At 57.0% G+C, this 18,866-nt stretch carries 16 protein-coding genes; 13 read left to right on the forward strand and 3 right to left on the reverse strand.

The genetic code is table 11. The features are described from left to right. The first annotated feature begins 125 nt into the window (after window positions 1-125). Window positions 126-2,975 carry a sensor domain-containing protein gene (locus tag ACK13D_RS08530; RefSeq protein ID WP_010671103.1) on the forward strand — a complete coding sequence of 950 codons (2,850 nt, stop codon included), beginning with the start codon at window positions 126-128 and terminating at the stop codon, window positions 2,973-2,975. A gap of 26 nt (window positions 2,976-3,001) precedes the next feature. Here ACK13D_RS08530 and ACK13D_RS08535 read toward each other — a convergent pair whose 3' ends face one another. Both ACK13D_RS08535 and ACK13D_RS08540 read right to left on the reverse strand, forming a co-directional pair. Further along, window positions 3,002-4,066: a LacI family DNA-binding transcriptional regulator gene (locus ACK13D_RS08535; protein ID WP_033769866.1), complete on the reverse strand. Its 1,065-nt coding sequence runs from the start codon at window positions 4,064-4,066 to the stop codon at window positions 3,002-3,004. Beyond that, window positions 4,063-4,317 carry a hypothetical protein gene (locus tag ACK13D_RS08540; RefSeq protein ID WP_010671102.1) on the reverse strand — a complete coding sequence of 85 codons (255 nt, stop codon included), beginning with the start codon at window positions 4,315-4,317 and terminating at the stop codon, window positions 4,063-4,065. Before ACK13D_RS08540 ends, ACK13D_RS08535 begins: the two co-directional genes overlap by 4 nt. Between ACK13D_RS08540 and ACK13D_RS08545 the strand changes: the two genes are divergently transcribed. Then, the gene (locus ACK13D_RS08545) at window positions 4,289-5,599 is read left to right on the forward strand and encodes an MFS transporter (protein WP_010248988.1); all 1,311 of its coding nucleotides are present in this window, start codon (window positions 4,289-4,291) and stop codon (window positions 5,597-5,599) included. The genes ACK13D_RS08540 and ACK13D_RS08545 overlap by 29 nt on opposite strands. 10 nt (window positions 5,600-5,609) lie before the next feature. Beyond that, complete coding sequence (locus ACK13D_RS08550; protein WP_010671101.1) at window positions 5,610-7,973, forward strand: glycoside hydrolase family 31 protein; 2,364 nt, start codon at window positions 5,610-5,612, stop codon at window positions 7,971-7,973. 60 nt (window positions 7,974-8,033) lie between these two features. Here ACK13D_RS08550 and ftnA read toward each other — a convergent pair whose 3' ends face one another. Next, the gene (gene ftnA, locus ACK13D_RS08555; RefSeq protein ID WP_010248984.1) at window positions 8,034-8,540 is read right to left on the reverse strand and encodes a non-heme ferritin; all 507 of its coding nucleotides are present in this window, start codon (window positions 8,538-8,540) and stop codon (window positions 8,034-8,036) included. 489 nt (window positions 8,541-9,029) lie between these two features. On the opposite strand from ftnA, the gene ACK13D_RS08560 reads away from it, so the two are divergent. The 10 genes from ACK13D_RS08560 (at window position 9,030) to deoA (ending at window position 18,782) form a co-directional block, all read left to right on the forward strand. Next, entirely contained in the window at window positions 9,030-9,698 is a 669-nt protein-coding gene (locus ACK13D_RS08560) for a nucleoside recognition domain-containing protein (RefSeq protein ID WP_010671100.1), read from the forward strand. Beyond that, window positions 9,688-10,161 (forward strand): YjiG family protein, encoded by a 474-nt coding sequence (locus ACK13D_RS08565; RefSeq protein WP_010248980.1) that lies wholly within the window; start codon window positions 9,688-9,690, stop codon window positions 10,159-10,161. Before ACK13D_RS08560 ends, ACK13D_RS08565 begins: the two co-directional genes overlap by 11 nt. 4 nt (window positions 10,162-10,165) lie before the next feature. After that, a complete protein-coding gene (locus ACK13D_RS08570; protein ID WP_124890328.1) occupies window positions 10,166-11,269 on the forward strand; it encodes a M20 peptidase aminoacylase family protein in 1,104 nt (367 codons plus the stop codon). Window positions 11,270-11,562: 293 nt separating this feature from the next. Further along, window positions 11,563-13,149: a peptide chain release factor 3 gene (gene prfC, locus ACK13D_RS08575; protein WP_010671098.1), complete on the forward strand. Its 1,587-nt coding sequence runs from the start codon at window positions 11,563-11,565 to the stop codon at window positions 13,147-13,149. 258 nt (window positions 13,150-13,407) lie between these two features. Continuing rightward, a complete protein-coding gene (gene osmY / locus ACK13D_RS08580) occupies window positions 13,408-14,022 on the forward strand; it encodes a molecular chaperone OsmY (protein ID WP_010671097.1) in 615 nt (204 codons plus the stop codon). 112 nt (window positions 14,023-14,134) lie between these two features. Next, window positions 14,135-14,296 (forward strand): DUF1328 domain-containing protein, encoded by a 162-nt coding sequence (locus ACK13D_RS08585; protein WP_003848537.1) that lies wholly within the window; start codon window positions 14,135-14,137, stop codon window positions 14,294-14,296. A 220-nt stretch (window positions 14,297-14,516) separates the two neighbouring features. Continuing rightward, window positions 14,517-15,569, forward strand: coding sequence for a patatin-like phospholipase family protein (locus ACK13D_RS08590; protein ID WP_010248962.1), 1,053 nt, complete (start codon window positions 14,517-14,519; stop codon window positions 15,567-15,569). Further along, window positions 15,566-16,363 carry a TatD family hydrolase gene (locus ACK13D_RS08595; protein ID WP_052271484.1) on the forward strand — a complete coding sequence of 266 codons (798 nt, stop codon included), beginning with the start codon at window positions 15,566-15,568 and terminating at the stop codon, window positions 16,361-16,363. The genes ACK13D_RS08590 and ACK13D_RS08595 overlap by 4 nt, the downstream gene beginning before the upstream one ends. Before the next feature lie 248 nt (window positions 16,364-16,611). After that, a complete protein-coding gene (deoC, locus tag ACK13D_RS08600; RefSeq protein WP_010248957.1) occupies window positions 16,612-17,391 on the forward strand; it encodes a deoxyribose-phosphate aldolase in 780 nt (259 codons plus the stop codon). A 62-nt stretch (window positions 17,392-17,453) separates the two neighbouring features. Next, on the forward strand, window positions 17,454-18,782 hold the full coding sequence (gene deoA, locus ACK13D_RS08605) for a thymidine phosphorylase (protein ID WP_060681058.1): 1,329 nt from the start codon (window positions 17,454-17,456) through the stop codon (window positions 18,780-18,782). The last annotated feature ends 84 nt before the right edge of the window (window positions 18,783-18,866 follow it).

Raw genomic sequence — 18,866 nt, forward strand, 5'->3', positions numbered from 1 at the left:
CTTATAAACACTGATTAATCTTCTTAATGCGCTTGTCATCTCAGCTCTTTTCGGCTGTAGTCTGCGCACGCTATTAAGAACATTCCTAAGCCGTCATCCGGCTACAGAGCAGCAGGCTAATCACAATGGATAATAACTCTGAGGTCATCTATCGCATGCTGGTACAAAGCGTGAATGATTACGCCATCACTATGCTAAAACCTGACGGTATCATCGGCAGCTGGAATCAGGGTGCTCAGCGCACGATAGGCTATACGCCAGACGAGATGATTGGCTGCAGCTTCGCTCTGTTGTATAGCGAAGAAGATCGCCGCCGGGGCCTGCCGCAGCGTGGGCTGGATATGGCTGCGACTGCCGGACACCATGAAAGCGAAGGCTGGCGCTATCGCAAAGATGGCAGTGCTTTCTGGGCACACGAGACGATCGACCCGATACGCAATGACGCCGGTCTGCTGGTGGGATACGCCTGTATTACCCGCGACTGCACTCAGCAGCAGGAGCAGCAGCGCAAAGAGCGGGAGCAGGAGATGCGCTTCCGCCTGCTGGTGGAGGGCGTTACCGATTACGCTATCTATATGCTCGATCATGACGGCAACGTGGTGAACTGGAATGCCGGGGCACAGCGCGCCAAAGGCTATGTGGCGGAAGAGATTGTCGGCCAGCATTTTTCCCGCTTCTACAGCGCCCAGGATCGCCTGAACCGTGTCCCGGAGCAGAACCTGCAAACTGCTTATCGCACCGGCCGCTTTGAAGATGAGGGCTGGCGCTACCGCAAAGATGGCAGCGCCTTCTGGGCGCATGTGGTGATCGACACGATCCGCGACGATCAGGGCAAGCTGCTGGGCTACGCTAAAATCACCCGCGACTGCACCGAACAGCAGCGCGTCCGCAGCCAGCAACGGGAGCAGGAGCAGCGTTTCCGTCTGCTGGTAGAAGGGGTCACCGATTACGCCATCTATATGCTCGATGTCGATGGCGTGGTGGTGAACTGGAATGCCGGTGCGCAGCGTGCCAAAGGGTACAAAGCGGATGAAGTGGTGGGTCAGCACTTCTCGCTGTTTTACAGTTCCCAGGAGCGGCTGAACCGCATCCCGGAAGCGAATCTCGGTATCGCGCTTAAGACCGGCCGTTTTGAAGATGAGGGCTGGCGCTACCGCAAAGATGGCAGCGCCTTCTGGGCGCATGTGGTCATCGACGCAATCCACGATGATGACGGTAAGCTGGTCGGCTTCGCTAAGATCACCCGCGACCGCACGGAACGCCGTGAGCAGGAGCAGCAGGTGCTGCGCGCCCGGGATCTGGCTGAAGCCCAGAGCACCCAGAAAACCGCGCTCTCTAAATTCCTGGATAATATCATCGCCAACATTCCCTCCTGCGTGATTGTGGAAGATGCGATCACCCGCGAGATCCTGCTGGTTAACGACCGCACTCAGCAGCTGTTTGGCCTGTCGAAATCGCTGATCGTCAACAAGCGCCCGCATGAATGTATGTCGCCCGAACTCAGCGATTACTTTAATAATCTGGCGGATGTTGCGCTGCGCAGTGAGGGCATGCATGAGCGTGAGCAGTTGCTGATGACCGCCAGCGGCGAACGCATTCTGCATACCCGCGCCACCGCGATTAACGGTCAGGATGCGCGACGTAACTACCTGATGCTGCTGGTGGAAGATGTCACTGACCAGCGCGCCGCTGATGCCCGTATTCACCATATGGCGCACCATGACAACCTCACCAGCCTGCCGAACCGCATTCTGTTCCGCCAGCGTCTGAGTGAAGCCCTGCGCACTGCCGGTCAGATACAGCGCCAGACCGCCGCGCTCTGCCTTGATCTCGATAACTTTAAAAATGTGAACGATGCGCTGGGCCACCAGATTGGCGACGAGTTGCTGCGCAGTGTGGCTAAGCGTCTGCGTAACGCGCTGCGTGACCAGGATACTCTGGCGCGTATCGGAGGCGATGAGTTCGCCATCGTGCTGCCTTCGGTGGCCAGTAATGAAGAGGCGAGCATTGTGGCGCAGCGCCTGATTGAGGCGATTCGCCCGCCGGTCAACGTTGAAGGCCATAATCTGTCGGTCGGGCTCAGCGTGGGGATTGCGCTCAGCACCACCATTACCAATACGCCGGAGCAGCTGCTGCGCTGTGCGGACATGGCGTTGTATGAAGCCAAACGCAACGGTCGCAACCGTTATGAGCATTTCACGCTGGAGATGGACGATGTGGCGCGCAGTCGACGCCTGATAGAAAACGATCTGCGCGATGCGATTAGCGGCGGGCATCTGCGGCTCTACTATCAGCCCATCACCAACGGTGATAACCGTACCATCATTGGCTATGAGGCGCTGATGCGCTGGCATCATCCGATTCGTGGGCTGATCATGCCCAACGACTTCATCCCGATCGCTGAAGAGACCGGCCTGATCCATATGCTGGGGGCGTTTGCACTCTATGAAGCCTGTCGCGAAGCGGCGAGCTGGGAAGGGGAGCAGTCGGTCTCGGTTAACCTCTCACCGCTGCAGTTTAAAAACAGCTCGCTGGTGCCGGTGGTGGAAGGCGCGCTGAAAGAGTCGGGTCTCGATCCGGCACGGCTGGAGGTTGAGATCACCGAATCGGTGCTGCTGGATGATTCGCTGGGTAATATCCGTACCCTGCAAAACCTCAAGGCGCTGGGCGTGCAGATTGCGCTGGATGATTTCGGCACCGGCTATTCGTCGCTGAGCTATCTGCGATCTTTCCCGTTCGACAAAATCAAAATCGACAAATCCTTTATCAATGATATGGGTGACAGCCGCGAGGCGCTGGCGATTATCCGCGCCATCACCGGCATGAGTCGCAGTCTGGATATCCAGATTACTGCCGAAGGGGTGGAGAGCGATGAGCAGTTCGCTAAGCTGCGCGATGAGGGCTGTACCCTGTTCCAGGGCTTCCTGTTCGGACGGCCTCAGCCGTCGGAACTGCGGCTGAAAACGCTGGGTTAATCCGCGCCGGGTTAATCCATAGCGTGTTAATCATAGAGGCCATGCTGCTGGACCGGTGCATGGCTGAGATTATCGCGAATGCGCCGCACCGACTCGCGCACCACCAGCCTGCCATTCAGCAGCAGGCTGCCGGTGGGCGTGCCGGGATTCAGTCGCATCTCCTGCAACGTTCTCACTGCCGCTGCGCCCAGCTCATCACGCGGCACCTGCACCGAGGTCAGCGGAATATCGTGGATAGCGGCCAGGTTAAAGCCATCCATACTCATCACCGAAATATCCTGCGGCACCCGCAGACCGGCCTGCTCCAGCGCAGTGACGGCGCCCGCCGCAATGTAATCACCGCTGGCGAGAATCGCGGTCGGGCGCAGCGCATCAGGACAGTGGCGCAGATATTCACTCAGCCGCTCCGCCGCTTCATTGCTGCTGAAGCTGTTCAGGGTCAGCAGATGCTGGCGGCTGTCAAACCGCAGGTTCATGGCATGCCAGGCGTCGCGCACCCCCTGCAATCGCTGCTCCATGGTGTAGCGGCGTAAGCAATGCAGCGACAGGATCTGCCGGTGTCCCTGCTCAAACAGGTAGCGCGCTGAGAATTCACCAATCAGCTGATGATGGGGCGAGACCGAAGGCAGGCGCATTCGGCGATCGCGGGCGTTAATCAGCACGCAGGGTTTGTTCATCTCCGCCGCCAGCTGATGAATATGCTCATCATCAATGCCGATCAGCAGTGCCGCTTCGGTCTGCTGCATCTTATCGATAAACAGCGCCGCATCACTTTCCACCTCCTCCAGCGGGCAGTAGCGCAGCCGCACCTCATGCGGCTCCACCGCCTGGCTGATCCCCTGAATCACTTTGTAGTAGAAGATGTCACTGCGTACATCAAAGGCGCGCGGCGGGGCAAAAACCATCAGGTTATTCAGCAGCAGGCGACCACTGTGAAGGTTGTTTAGCACGCCCTGTTGCTGCGCCACGGCCAGCACTTTGTCACGGGTGGCGGGCCGGGTATTGGCTTTACCCGCCAGCACCCGCGACACCGTACTGATGGAGACGCCGCTGAGTGCCGCAATTTCGCTTACTTTCAGCCTTTGTTTCATTCTGTGATCGCCTTCAAATCTGCTGATGAAAAATTTTTCATAACCTGCTGAATCGCGTCAGATAAGCGTTTCAGTGCCATTTTCTGCCGGGATTCAGCCTGCCATGAAAAGCGTTGCAAAAAAGTGTCTGTACCCACGTTTCGCACTTTTCTAAGTTCGTTACAGGACACGCGGTACGCCAGCAGGCGGTGTGCGTCATCAATGGCAATCAGGAGTGGCACAATGAGCCTCGAATCAACAACCAAACCCATCAGTGCATCCCGCACGGTGCGCGTGATTAAAAATTTACGCTGGTGGATGCTGGGAATGTTCCTGCTGGGTGTAACCGTCAACTACATCACCCGCAACTCGCTCGGCATTCTGGCACCGGAACTTAAAAACAGTCTGCACATGACGACCGAACAGTACTCCTGGGTGGTGGCGGCGTTTCAGCTGGCCTATACCCTGTTTCAGCCAATCTGCGGCTGGCTGATCGATGTGATCGGACTGAAGATGGGCTTCCTGATCTGTGCGCTGATCTGGTCGGTGACCTGTCTGCTGCACGCCGGCGCGGGAAGCTGGCTGCATCTGGCATTGCTGCGCTTTGTCATGGGCGCCTCTGAGGCGGCGGCAACGCCCGCGAACGCCAAAGCGATCGGTGACTGGTTTCCGAAAAAGGAGCGTCCGGTCGCGGCGGGCTGGGCGGGCGTCGGCTTTTCGATTGGTGCCATGCTGGCACCACCGATTATTTATGTCGCGCACATAACGTTTGGCTGGCAGGGCGCCTTTCTGCTCACCGGCGGGCTGGGCCTGCTGTGGGTTGCACTCTGGTGGTGGGGCTATCACTCGCCTGAGAGTCATCCTCGTCTCTCTGATGAAGAGCGGGCCTTTATTAATCAGGACAACGAAGCGATCGGGGAAAAACTGCCGTTCTTCACCGCGCTGAAAGTGATTGGTAAAGAGAAGAAATTCTACGGCATCGCCATCCCGGCTTTTCTGGCCGAACCGGCCTGGGCGGTCCTGAGCTTCTGGGTGCCGCTCTATCTGGCCAATGAGCGCGGCATGGATCTCAAGCAGATCGTGATGTTTGCCTGGCTGCCGTTTCTGGCCGCCGACCTCGGCAGCGTCGCCAGCGGCTATCTGACCAAAATCTATGTGCGCTGGTTTGGTCTCACCCGCGTCAATTCGATTGTCGCCAGTTCGGTGACCGGCGCACTGCTAATGGTCTCCCTGGCGCTGATGACGCTGGTAAAAGATCCCTGGCTGGCGATCGCCCTGATCTCCGTCGGTGGCTTCGGCCATCAGGTGATCTCCTGCATGCTGAGCGCGCTGGTGGTGGAGCGTTTTGATCGCCGCCAGATGGCCACGGTCAACGGCATGCGCGGCTCCTGCGCCTGGATCGCCAGCTTTATCTTCTCGCTGATTATCGGTGTCACCGCCGATACCATCGGCTTCAATCCGCTGTTTGTGGCGATGGGCTTCTTTGACCTGATTGGTGCCGTTTTCCTGGTGATGCTGGTCGCCGAACGCCGCCAGCGCCCTGCTAACCCATAAGGATATCGCGATGAAAACCCTGAAGAACTGGACGCTGCATCAGCAGGCCGATCACTTTGTTGAACTCAAGGTCGAAGATCGTCATTTCCTGCGGCTTTACGTGCTGGAGGATAAGCTGATGCGCGTGCTGCTGAAGCGCGACGGTGAGCTGGCGCTGAACCGCACCTGGAGCATTGCCCCTGTCAGCGACGTGCCCTGGCAGGGGCGGGATCGTGAGGCGCTGGATGGCTTTACGCTGCCAGCATTTAAGGTTGAACACGATGCGCAGCAGTTGCGCATCAGCACGCAACGGCTGCGTGTCACGGTGCATCAGCCGCTCTGCCTGAGCTGGGAGCAGTTTGATGGTGAGATCTGGCAGCCGCTGGCCGCCGACCGTCACACCGGTGCCTATCTGCTCAATGCGCACGGCGACGGGGTCGAGCACTATCAGCGTCGCCAGCCGCAGGATCGGGTTTATGGCCTGGGCGAGAAGAGCGGCGACCTGAACCGCGTTAACCGCCGTTTTGAGATGCGTAATCTGGATGCCATGGGCTACAACGCCGCCAGCACCGATCCGCTCTATAAACATATTCCGTTTACCCTGACGCAGCGCGATGGCGTCAGTTTTGGCCTGTTTTATGACAACCTGAGCAGCAGCTGGCTCGATCTGGGGAATGAGCTGGATAACTACCATCTCCCTTATCGCCGTTACCGCGCCGAAGCGGGCGATCTCGATTACTACATGATGCTGGGCCCGACGCTGCTCGACGTCACCAAAGCCTTTGTGCGTCTGACCGGTCGCACCCTGTTTCAGCCGAAGTGGAGCCTGGGCTACAGCGGGTCCACCATGCATTACACCGACGCGCCCGACGCACAACAACAGCTGCAATCCTTTATCCGTCTGTGTCGCGAGCATGAAATTCCCTGCGACTCGTTCCAGCTCTCTTCGGGTTACACCTCGATTAACAACAAGCGCTACGTTTTCAACTGGAACTACGACAAAGTCCCGAATCCCAATGCGCTGAGCGACGCGTTTCATACTGCCGGAATGAAGCTGGCGGCCAACATCAAACCCTGCCTGCTGCAGGATCATCCGCGCTATCAGGAAGTGGCCGCGCAGGGGCTATTTATTCGTGACTCCGAGCAGGATCGTCCTGAGCGGTCGGTGTTCTGGGACGATGAGGGATCGCACCTCGACTTCACTCATCCGCAGGCGGTGCGCTGGTGGCAGGAGAATGTCACCCGGCAGCTGCTGGAAAAGGGCATCGATTCCACCTGGAATGACAACAACGAATATGAGGTGTGGGATGGCGAAGCGCGCTGTCACGGTTTTGGTCAGCCGATCGCCATCAAGCATATCCGGCCGGTAATGCCGTTGCTGATGATGCGCGCCTCAATGGAAGCCCAGCAGCAGTTTGCACCGGACAAACGCCCTTATCTGATCTCCCGTTCCGGCTGCGCCGGGATGCAGCGCTATGTACAGACCTGGAGCGGCGATAACCGCACCAGCTGGCAAACCCTGCGCTACAACATCCGCATGGGACTGGGGATGAGCCTTTCAGGGCTGTTTAACGTCGGGCACGATGTCGGCGGCTTCTCGGGCGATAAGCCGGATGCCGAGCTGTTTGTGCGCTGGGTTCAGAATGGCGTTATGCACCCGCGATTTACTATCCACTCCTGGAATGACGATCACACGGTAAACGAGCCCTGGATGTACCCGGAGGTCACGCCGATGATCCGCGAGGCGATCCGGCTGCGCTATCGCCTGATGCCCTACCTCTATAACCTGGCGTGGCAGGCCAGTGTGGAAGATGAGCCGATGCTGCGCCCGACCTTCCTCGATCACGAGCAGGATCCGCTGACCTATCAGGAGTGTGATGACTTTATGCTGGGGCGCGATCTGCTGGTCGCCAGCGTAGTGGAGCAGGGCGCGCGCAGTCGTGAAGTCTATCTGCCCCGTAACCGCGGCGGCTGGTATGACTGGCACAGCGGCAAGGCGTTTGCGGGCGGTGAGACCATCATGCTGGATGCGCCGCTGGATCGGTTGCCGCTGCTGGTAAGGGCCGGTGCGGTGATCCCGCTGGGCGAGTGCGAAAGCACCACCGATGCGCGGCGTGATACGGTGCGGCAATGGCAGCTATGGCCTGCCCCCGAAGGCGTGCAGACACAAGGCGAAATGTTTGATGACGATGGCGAGAGCCACGGCTGGCAGCAGGGTAATGCGCTATGGCTTCGCTGGACGCTCTGCAGCAGCGCCACGCGTATCGAGCTGACGGTGGAAAAACGTGGAGATTACCAGCCAGCCTGGCGGGAGATCGCGCTGTTACTGCCTGCGGGTGAAAGCCGTGAACTGTGGGTGAATGGCGGGAAAGCCGCGAGTTACCGGCTGGAATAGCGGTGCAGTGGTGTCAGCAAGACGGCAATAAGATCGGCCCCGAAAAGGGGCCGATAAACATTATTCTGCGTGGTTCTCGGTGCTCATGCGGCCCAGATCTTTATCGACCAGGAACAGACCGTTGCCGCTGTTGCTGACCAGCGCCAGTTTATCCAGCACGGTTTTGAACAGTTTCTCTTCTTCATGCTGCTCGGCAACATACCACTGCAGGAAGTTGAAGGTAGAGTAATCCTGTGAGGTCATGGCAGCATGGGCCAGTTCATTGATTTTGCTGGTGATCAGCTGCTCATGCTCCAGCGCCTGCTGCAGAATTTCATTCAGCGAGGTGAAAGAGACTGGCGGCGCAGCGATGGTACCCAGCACCGGCATACCGCCGGTATCGCTCAGGTAATCAAAAAGACGCTGCATATGCTGCATCTCTTCGCGTGAATGCATCTTCAGGAAGGAAGCGGCACCCTCAAAGCCTTTGTCGCTGCACCAGGCGCTCATTTGCAGATAAAGATTGGCAGAGAAAAATTCCAGGTTCAGCTGGTCGTTTAAACGCCCAGTCATTTCAGCAGTCAGCATGGCCGAGTCCTTTTAAGAAGATGTTAAATAAACAGGTATAGTCGGTGAATTATGCATCAAATATGTTAGTAAAGCGAAGGCTTTTCCGCAAAAACAGCCAATTTATCTGATTGATTTAAATAGAATTATTTCGCAAATTGAATGCGAGAGATTCTCATTCTGCATCACTCCTTATCGGGCAACAAAATCAGGGTTTCAGCACCATGATAGTGCGCCCGGTCGCTATCCTGCTGGTGCAATCGCCGCTGAAGCTGGAGAAATAGCGGTCATCTGATAACGCGCCGGAAATATCACGTTGCCGTCAGAAAAAGATATTTCGCAGAGCCATAACAGTCATGTCGTGGATTAAACGCCCGGTGGTGGCAGCAGGGCCATTAATCATCGCGCGCCGATCGGCTCTGGCATAAATCATGCTTAGAACTCAGTTCCATATATTGAAACTTGCCATGGCAGGGAATAAGCGGCAAGCCAGGTTATCAGGAGAAAATAATGTCAGATGAAAGTGTGGTTAGTCCGGTAAAAATGACGGCGACCAAAGGCAGTTATGTCGCGTTAATTTTTGCCATCCTGTTTTTCTCAGGGCTGTTTTATAACGTCGAGGGTCTTTCATGGCTGGGCGCCTTTGACTTCACCACGCTGGGCGGCAGCTTTGGCACCATGAAAGATCCCGCCAGCAACACCTTTCTTGGCGCAGGCGGACTCAGTGCCAAAGCGGGGTTCCTGTTTGCGCTGTCGCTGACGCCCACAGTGATGCTGGCGCTGGGCGTGCTGGAAATCTTCACCCACTACGGCGCGATTCGCGCGGCGCATCGGTTGCTGACGCCGCTGCTTAAGCCGCTGATGGGGCTGCCGGGCCATTGCGGTCTGGCGTTAATCACCGACCTGCAAAGTACCGACGCGGGCGCGGCATTAACCAAAGAGATGGCCGACCAGAATCAGATCGGTAAAAAAGAGGTGGTGGTGATGAGTGCCTGGCAATATTCCGGTGCCGGCTTAATCAATAATTATTTCGCCATCGGCTCCGCGCTATTCGCCTCAATGACGCTGCCGATTATTATTCCGCTGTTATTAATGTTCGTGCTGAAATTTGTCGGTGCGGCGATAACGCGCGCTGTGTTAAACAGTGTTTATAAAAAGGATTTCGCCGATGGAAAATAAAATCACGACCAGCAGTAATCCCTTTGATGTGTTTGTGACCGGCGCGCGTAAAGGCTTTCACATCGCCATTCACAACCTGATGCCAAATGTGGTGATGGCCTATGTGCTGGCAGAAGTGCTCAATCTGCTCGGCATCATGCAGTTTCTCGGGCACGTTTTTGCGCCAGTGATGGGGCTGTTCGGCCTGCCGGGTGAGGCAATTACGGTGCTGCTCACCGCCTGGCTCTCATCGTCGGCGGGCACCGGCGTAGCGGTGAGTCTGCTGACCAAAGGGCTGCTGACCGGCGCGGATATCACGATTCTGGCCCCGGCGATTTTCCTGATGGGATCGCAGCTGCAATATATGGGACGGCTGCTGGGCGTGGCCGATGTGCCAAAAAAATACTGGCCGCTGCTGATGCTGGTGAGCATCATCAACGCGCTGATCGCAATGTCTGTTATGCGTCTGTTTATTCAGGAGTAACGCTGTGTCTAAGGTATTAGAGCATTACCACTATTTGCACGAAATTCCGGAGCTGGGTTTTCAGGAGGTGAAAACCTCGGCCTACATCGCCGATCAGCTGGAGAAAGCGGGCCTGAAGGTGACGCGCAATATCAATAACACCACGGGCATTGTGGCCGAGATCGACAGCGGTGTGCCGGGTCCGGTGCTGGCGCTGCGCGCGGATATGGATGCGCTCGGGCACATCATTGATGGCGTGCCGTGTGCGCGCCACACCTGCGGTCACGACGGTCACTCTTCGGTCGTGCTGACGGCGGCGACGGCTCTGCTGCAGGAGGGCGCGGTGAAACGTGGCCGGCTGAAGATCCTGTTCCAGCCCGCCGAGGAGCTGGGCGCCGGTGCGCTCTCAATGATCGAAGGTGGCGCACTGGATGATGTGGAGATGATTCTGGGGTTCCATCTGCGTCCGCTGGAGGAGTGCGTGGTCGGACAGGCGGTGCCTGCGGTGCTCTACTCAGCCTGCAGCACGCTGGAAGCGACCATCAAAGGCCAGCCCGCCCATGCGGCGCGTCCGCACCTTGGGGTGAATGCGCTGGATGCTGCCGTACAGGCGGTTCAGGCGGTCAACGCCATCCACCTCTCGCCCGGCCTGACCTGGAGCGTTAAAGCGACCCGCTTCCTGTGCGATGCCGGTGTCACCAATTCGGTGCCGGATGAAGCCCGCGTAGTGTGGGATCTGCGTTCGCAGGAGAACGGGCCGATGACGCTGCTGAAAGAGCAGGTCACGCGCGCCATTACTCACAGCGTGGCGGCACTGGGTGCCAGCGCCGAGGTCCGCGTATTAAAAGAGATGCCCGCCGCCGAGATTGATGATGAGGCGACGGCGGTGATCCGCGCCGCGATCGTCGAGGTGCTGGGCGAAGAGGGCGCGCTGCCAACCCGAACGACGCCAGGCAGCGAGGACTTTTTCTACTATCCGGTGAAGTGTCCGGGTGTAAAAGCGGGCTTCTGGGGGCTGGGCACCAACCTGACGCCCGGATTGCATCATCCCGACATGCATTTTGATCTCGACTCGCTGGAGGTTGGTGTGCAGATCTTTAAAGCCTGCGTCAGAAAGGTGCTGGGATAACGGAGGCGGGGCGGGTGCAGACCCGTCCCGCTTTGTTGCGGCATCCACCGTTCCCCGATTCCCCGCCCCTGAAATCCTGCCCCTCTCCCTGTAGGCCGCGCGCGCAAAATATTGTATGCTATGCCGCCTTAAAGCTGACCAGGTAACCGGAATTCACGCCAATGTAACTTCGCGCTGACCCGCCAACGATGAAAGATCGTTTTTGGCACCGTTTACCCGCCGGTAAGGTTCTGCCGGCCACCGTGATTTATCAGCAGCGCCAGTAAGTTGCGCTGCCTATTGAGAAGAATTCCATGTCTAATCCCTTTTTAGAAGAGGTGGCACGCCGCCGCACCTTCGCGATCATTTCGCACCCGGATGCCGGTAAAACCACCATTACCGAAAAAGTGTTGCTGTTCGGACAGGCTATCCAGACCGCCGGTACGGTAAAAGGCCGTGGCTCTAACCAGCACGCTAAGTCGGACTGGATGGAGATGGAGAAACAGCGTGGTATCTCCATTACCACCTCGGTGATGCAGTTCCCCTATCGCGATAGCCTGGTGAACCTGCTGGATACCCCGGGCCACGAAGATTTCTCGGAAGATACCTACCGTACGCTGACCGCGGTTGACTGCTGTCTGATGGTGATTGATGCCGCTAAAGGCGTCGAGGATCGTACCCGTAAGCTGATGGAAGTTACCCGTCTGCGCGATACGCCGATCCTGACCTTTATGAACAAACTTGACCGTGACATCCGCGACCCGATGGAAGTGCTGGATGAGGTGGAAAGCGAGCTGAAAATTGCCTGCGCACCGATCACCTGGCCTATCGGCTGCGGCAAACTGTTCAAAGGGGTTTATCACCTCTACAAAGATGAGACCTATCTCTACCAGACCGGTAAAGGCCACACCATTCAGGATGTGCGCATCGTGAAGGGGCTGAACAACCCGGACCTCGACACCGCAGTCGGTGACGATCTGGCGGCACAGCTGCGTGAAGAGCTGGAGCTGGTACAGGGCGCATCGCACGAGTTTGAGCAGGAAGCCTTCCTGAGCGGCAAACTGTCGCCGGTCTTCTTCGGCACCGCGCTGGGTAACTTTGGCGTTGACCATATGCTGGATGGGCTGGTGGCATGGGCACCGCGTCCGATGCCGCGTGACACCGACACCCGCACGGTAGAAGCGAAAGAAGAGAAGTTCACCGGCTTCGTGTTTAAGATCCAGGCCAACATGGACCCGAAACACCGCGACCGCGTGGCCTTTATGCGTGTGGTGTCCGGTAAATATGAAAAAGGGATGAAGCTGCGTCAGGTGCGCACCGGCAAAGATGTGGTGATCTCCGACGCCCTGACCTTTATGGCGGGCGACCGTTCGCACGTTGAAGAAGCGTATCCTGGCGATATCATCGGCCTGCATAACCACGGCACCATTCAGATTGGCGACACCTTTACTCAGGGTGAAAACATGAAGTTCACCGGTATTCCGAACTTCGCGCCAGAGCTGTTCCGCCGTATTCGTCTGCGCGATCCGCTGAAGCAGAAACAGCTGCTTAAAGGGCTGGTTCAGCTGTCTGAAGAAGGTGCGGTACAGGTGTTCCGTCCGGTGCATAACAACGATCTGATCGTGGGCGCGGTCGGGGTGCTGCAGTTCGATGTGGTGGTTGCCCGTCTGAAAAGCGAATATAACGTCGAAGCGATCTACGAAGCGATCAACGTCTCTACGGCGCGCTGGGTTGAATGCAGCGACGCGAAAAAGTTTGAGGACTTCCAGCGTAAAAACGAAGTTAACCTGGCGCTCGATGGCGGCAATAATTTGACTTATATCGCGCCAACCATGGTTAATCTTAATATTACGCAGGAACGTTACCCCGACGTCCGTTTCCGCAAAACGCGCGAGCACTAATCGCCTGTTTCCGGGCCATTCCAGCTGGGAGTGGCCCTGTTTTCCTCCTTCCAGACTCCTCCTAAAAACCCCGTTTTTCTTCTGTTTTGACGTGTGATCAACCAGTTAGCCAGGCAAATTGCAAAATGCCGTCTATGATTACTCTATCGGACGGCGGAAGAGACTTCTCTTGTCCTTACGTCCTGTAACGCAGCGGCACCTGTGCCTCTGTTGCGCCCACAGTTTTTGGGTGAGTTAACTGATAGAAGGAAGATATCGATGAACAAGACTAAGATTGCTAAAACCCTGATGGCCGCCATGATTGGCTCAGCACTGATCAGCGGCAGCGCACTGGCTGACGAATCAATGTCGCAGAAAGCGTCACAGACAGCCGACAGCGCGGGTTCAAAAATCGATAGTTCTATGAAAAAAGTCGATGGTTATATGGATGACAGCGGCATCACCGCCAAAGCCAAAGCGGCACTGGTAGATGATGACGCAATTAAAAGCACGGATATCTCGGTAAAAACGCATAGCGGCGTCGTGACCTTAAGCGGTTTCGTCACCTCACAGGATCAGGCTGAGAAGGCTGTGGCTGTGGTGCAGAAAATCGAAGGTGTTAAATCCGTCAGCGACAAACTACACGTCAGAGACAGCAAAGCATCATCAATGAAAGGTTATGCGGGCGATACCGCCACGACCAGCGAAATTAAAGCTAAGCTATTAGCGGATGACATTGTTCCGTCGCGCAACGTAAAAGTTGAGACCACCGACGGCGTTGTTCAGCTTTCAGGGCAGGTTGCTAATCAGGCACAGTCAGATCGTGCAGAAAGCATTGCTAAAGCCATTGAAGGCGTGAAAAGCGTTAAGAATGACCTGACGGTTAAATCTTAAGCTTGCGTGCGGTCACTTCTATGGCCGCACGAATAAAAGATACCCATCCGGGGATGAAATAAGCAGATCGATTTTTAAATATTCGATTTTTAAATAGGGTAAGGAGAGGCTTATGTTTCGTTGGGGCATTATTTTTCTGGTGATCGCACTGATCGCTGCAGCGTTAGGTTTTGGCGGTTTAGCGGGCACAGCAGCATGGGCAGCTAAAGTTGTCTTCGTCGTTGGTATTATCCTGTTCCTCATCAGCCTGTTTACCGGCCGTAAAAAGCTTTAGCCGATGAGTCCTGCAGTGTAATGCAACGCAAAGCATAGAGCGGAGACCAGTCATCTGTAGCGACTGACGTGAAGAGAGGGACACCTTCACATCGCTGCAAGGTAAGCCAGCCCTGCTGGCCTGCCGGTTAAAGGAACATATGACTGGTTCTCCGGAATGCTGCCGTCTTTAACGGATCGATCCTCCAGCAGACCCGGAACCCCTTTTTGAGGTTCGTACAGTGGGTATACGCATTCCTGTCACGCTCGGCGCCATTGAACCTCTGGCCCTGACTCCGTTTAAATCTCAGAAAATTGCCCTGGTTTGTGAAGGCGGCGGTCAACGCGGCATTTTCACCGCAGGCGTGTTAGATGAATTTCAGCGTGCCCGATTCAACCCCTTTCAGCTGATGCTCGGCACCTCTGCCGGTGCACAAAATCTTTCTGCCTTTGTCTGTGGTCAGCCCGGCTATGCCCGGCGTGTGATTACCCGCTATACCACCAGTAAACTCTTTTTTGATCCGCTGCGCTTTGTGCGTGGTGGCAATCTGATCGACCTTGACTGGCTGATAGATATCACCCGCAGTGAATTTCCGCTGGCGATGAGCAGCGCGGAGCAGCTGTTCTCCAGCGGCCGCGAGTTTTATATGTGCGCCTGCCGCAGTGACGACTACACGCCCGGCTACTTCAACCCGACCGCCGATAACTGGCTGGATCTGATCAAAGCCTCCAGTGCCATTCCCGGTTTTTACCGGCTGGGGGTCAGTCTGGAAGGAATCAGCTATCTCGATGGCGGCATCAGCGATGCGATTCCGGTGCGTGAAGCCGCCCGCCGTGGCGCTGATACCATTGTGGTGATCCGCACCGTGCCGTCGCAGATGTTCTATACCCCGAAATGGTTTAAGCGGATGGAACGCTGGCTCAGCACCGGCGCACTGCAGCCGATGATCAACGTGCTGAATAAGCATGAACAGAGCTATCGGGAAATTCAGCAGTTCATTGAGAATCCGCCCGATGATTTGCGCATTATCGAAATCTTTCCGCCGCATGCGCTGGCCAGCAGTGCGCTGGGGAGCCGCATCGCTTCACTGAATCAGGATTATCATCTGGGACGGCGTTGTGGTCGCTATTTCCTCGCCACGCTGGGCCAGTGGCTGAGCGATGCGGAACCGATGACCACGGCGCGTATCGTTACGCCGCCTGCTCCGGTAGCCAATGCACCCGATACCCGCCTCATCATCACACCGCCGCTGGCGGATAATGATGCTGATTACGACAAAGGATCGCTGGCATGAAGTTTATCGATACGCACTGCCACTTCGATTTCCCGCCGTTTGAAGGGGATATCTCTGGCAGCCTGGCACGTGCTGCAGAAGCTGGCGTGGAAAAGATTATCGTTCCGGCGATCGATGCCAGCCGCTTTGAGCGGGTCTGCGCGTTAGCCGCGGCGCAACAGGCGCTCTATGCCGCGCTGGGCCTGCATCCAATCGTCATCGAAAATCATCAGGAGGCCCATCTCGACCAGCTGGAAACCTTACTGCAACAGCGGCCGCGTAAGCTGGTGGCGATCGGCGAGATCGGGCTGGATCTCTATCGCGACGATCCGCAGTTTGATAAGCAGCAACGCTTTCTTGAGGCGCAGCTTAAGCTGGCGAAAGCGTATCAGCTGCCGGTGATCCTGCATTCGCGCCGCACTCATGACAAGCTGGCGCAGATTCTGCGTCGTTACGATCTGCCGCGCCGTGGCGTGGTGCATGGTTTTGCGGGCAGCCTGCAGCAGGCGCAGGCCTTTATTAAGCTGGGTTATGCGATTGGCATCGGCGGGACCATTACCTATGAACGCGCCAGCAAAACCCGTCAGACCGTGGCGCAGCTGCCGCTCTCTTCGCTGCTGCTGGAAACCGATGCACCCGATATGCCGCTGCAGGGCTTTCAGGGCCAGCCTAATCGTCCGGAGCGGGCGCGTCAGGTGTGGGAGGTGCTCTGCAGCCTGCGTGAAGAGTCACCTGAGGAGATTGCCGATGCGCTGTGGCACAACAGTCAGCAGCTATTTCAGCTCGATCCCGCTTTCCCGGCGCTGCGCAACTGATCGCCCGCGTCTCACCCGACCTGCAGCCTTCGCGCTTAAATGTGATAATAGTAACATTGCACCCGCTGGCGTATAATAACCACCAAGCCCTGTTATCTGTAGTGTTAGTCACAGTAAACGTGGCAATGTTGCACTAATTTCTTATTCCTATGTGACTCCTGGCACATATCAGGCCGCACCAGAGTGTTATTATTATAACATTCCGCCGGCGAGCCGGTGGGTTGCACCCCGATCCTTTGGAGAGCCTCATGACCGATATCAAAGACCTTGCCCTGCGCGCCCTGAAACTGATGGATTTAACCACCCTGAATGACGACGACACCGACGCAAAAGTGATCGCCCTGTGTCATCAGGCCAAATCCCCGGCAGGCAACACCGCCGCAATCTGTATCTATCCGCGTTTTATTCCGATTGCCCGTAAAACGCTGCGCGAGCAGGGCACCCCGGAGATCCGCATCGCCACGGTGACTAACTTCCCGCACGGCAATGACGACATTGATATTGCGCTGGCAGAAACCCGCGCCGCTATCGCCTACGGTGCCGATGAAGTGGATGTGGTGTTCCCGTATCGTGCGCTGATCGCCGGTAACAGTCAGGTCGGTTTCGATCTGGTGAAAGCCTGTAAAACCGCCTGTGCCGAAGCAGATGTGCTGCTGAAAGTGATCATCGAAACCGGTGAACTGAAGCAGGAAGCGCTGATCCGTCAGGCCTCTGAGATTGCCATTGATGCCGGTGCCGATTTCATCAAAACCTCTACCGGTAAAGTGCCGGTTAACGCCACGCCTGAAGTGGCGCAGATCATGATGAACGTGATCCGTGATAAAGGCGTCAGCCAGCAGGTTGGCTTTAAGCCCGCTGGTGGCGTGCGCACCGCTGAAGATGCCGCTATCTATCTGAAAATGGCGGAAGAGACGCTGGGTGCCGACTGGGCCGATGCGCGTCATTTCCGCTTTGGTGCTTCAAGCCTGCTGGCGAGCCTGCTCAACACCCTGGGCCATGACAGCGACACCAGCAAAGCGGGTTACTGATCCTTCAGGCGGTCGCTGACCGCCTGTTCCCCATCCTGATTTCCCTGAACCAGGGGGTTACCTTGTTCCTGCCACAAGAAATAATTCGCAAAAAACGTGACGGCCATGCGCTGACTGAAGAGGAGATTCGCTTCTTCATCAATGGCGTGCGTGATAACACCGTTTCGGAAGGTCAGATTGCCGCGCTGGCGATGACCATCTATTTCCACGACATGACGCTGCCTGAGCGGGTCGCGCTGACCATGGCGATGCGTGATTCCGGTACGGTACTTAACTGGAAATCACTTAACCTCAATGGCCCGGTGGTGGATAAGCACTCGACCGGCGGCGTCGGCGATGTGACGTCGCTGATGTTAGGGCCGATGGTCGCGGCCTGCGGCGGTTATGTCCCGATGATCTCGGGTCGTGGCCTTGGCCATACCGGTGGCACGCTGGATAAACTGGAAGCGATCCCGGGCTTCGATATCTTCCCGAGCGATGACCGCTTCCGCGAGATCATCAAGCAGGTGGGTGTGGCGATTATCGGCCAGACCAGCTCGCTGGCACCGGCGGATAAGCGTTTCTACGCCACGCGTGACATCACCGCCACCGTCGATTCGATCCCGCTGATTACCGCCTCGATTCTGGCGAAGAAGCTGGCAGAAGGGCTGGATGCACTGGTGATGGATGTCAAAGTAGGTTCCGGCGCGTTTATGCCAACCTATGAGGCGTCAGAAAGTCTGGCGCAGTCGATTGTTGGCGTCGCCAATGGCGCAGGTTGCCAGACCACCGCACTGCTGACGGATATGAACCAGGTTCTCGCCTCCTCAGCTGGTAACGCGCTGGAAGTGCGTGAAGCGGTTCGCTTCCTGACCGGCGAAGAGCGGAATCCGCGTCTGCTGGAAGTGACGCTGGCGCTCTGCAGCGAAATGCTGGTCTCCGGCAAACTGGCCGCCAGCGACACCGAAGCGCGTCAGAAGCTGATGACGGTGCTGGATAACGGCAAAGCAGCCGAGGTATTTGGTCGTATGGTCGCTGCCCAGCAGGGACCTGCCGATTTCGTGGAACGCTACGACGCTTATCTGCCGCAAGCCATGCTGAGCAAGCCGGTGTATGCCGACCAGCCAGGCATCGTCAGCAGCATGGATACCCGTGCGCTGGGTCTGGCGGTGGTGGCAATGGGCGGCGGACGTCAGCGTGCCAGCGACAGTATTGATTACAGCGTCGGCTTAAGCGACATGATCACCCTGGGCGAACGTGCCGATGCGCAGCGTCCACTGGCGATCATTCACGCCAGCAGCGAAGACAAATGGCAGCAGGCCGCCGCGGCGGTCAAAGCCGCGCTGGTGCTCGGTGATTCCGCCCCGGCTGAGACGCCGGTTGTCTATCGCCGTGTGAGCGATATCAGCTAACTGACCGGTAACCGGTGCCAGCCGCGATGCATTCGGGTATACTGATCTGATCGCTTTTTTTTGACTTGTCACGCGCCAATGCGC

It is taken from the genome of Pantoea sp. K16, assembly GCF_048452805.1.
Classification (GTDB): domain Bacteria; phylum Pseudomonadota; class Gammaproteobacteria; order Enterobacterales; family Enterobacteriaceae; genus Pantoea; species Pantoea agglomerans.

Excerpts from the sequence above, each read along its gene's own strand:
- ACK13D_RS08530 (WP_010671103.1), top strand. The coding sequence starts at position 126 with ATGGATAATAACTCTGAGGTCATCTATCGCATGCTGGTACAAAGCGTG.
- ACK13D_RS08535 (WP_033769866.1), bottom strand. The coding sequence starts at position 4,066 with ATGAAACAAAGGCTGAAAGTAAGCGAAATTGCGGCACTCAGCGGCGTC.
- ACK13D_RS08545 (WP_010248988.1), top strand. The coding sequence starts at position 4,289 with ATGAGCCTCGAATCAACAACCAAACCCATCAGTGCATCCCGCACGGTG.
- ACK13D_RS08540 (WP_010671102.1), bottom strand. The coding sequence starts at position 4,317 with ATGGGTTTGGTTGTTGATTCGAGGCTCATTGTGCCACTCCTGATTGCC.
- ACK13D_RS08550 (WP_010671101.1), top strand. The coding sequence starts at position 5,610 with ATGAAAACCCTGAAGAACTGGACGCTGCATCAGCAGGCCGATCACTTT.
- ftnA (WP_010248984.1), bottom strand. The coding sequence starts at position 8,540 with ATGCTGACTGCTGAAATGACTGGGCGTTTAAACGACCAGCTGAACCTG.
- ACK13D_RS08560 (WP_010671100.1), top strand. The coding sequence starts at position 9,030 with ATGTCAGATGAAAGTGTGGTTAGTCCGGTAAAAATGACGGCGACCAAA.
- ACK13D_RS08565 (WP_010248980.1), top strand. The coding sequence starts at position 9,688 with ATGGAAAATAAAATCACGACCAGCAGTAATCCCTTTGATGTGTTTGTG.
- prfC (WP_010671098.1), top strand. The coding sequence starts at position 11,563 with ATGTCTAATCCCTTTTTAGAAGAGGTGGCACGCCGCCGCACCTTCGCG.
- osmY (WP_010671097.1), top strand. The coding sequence starts at position 13,408 with ATGAACAAGACTAAGATTGCTAAAACCCTGATGGCCGCCATGATTGGC.
- ACK13D_RS08585 (WP_003848537.1), top strand. The coding sequence starts at position 14,135 with ATGTTTCGTTGGGGCATTATTTTTCTGGTGATCGCACTGATCGCTGCA.
- ACK13D_RS08595 (WP_052271484.1), top strand. The coding sequence starts at position 15,566 with ATGAAGTTTATCGATACGCACTGCCACTTCGATTTCCCGCCGTTTGAA.
- deoC (WP_010248957.1), top strand. The coding sequence starts at position 16,612 with ATGACCGATATCAAAGACCTTGCCCTGCGCGCCCTGAAACTGATGGAT.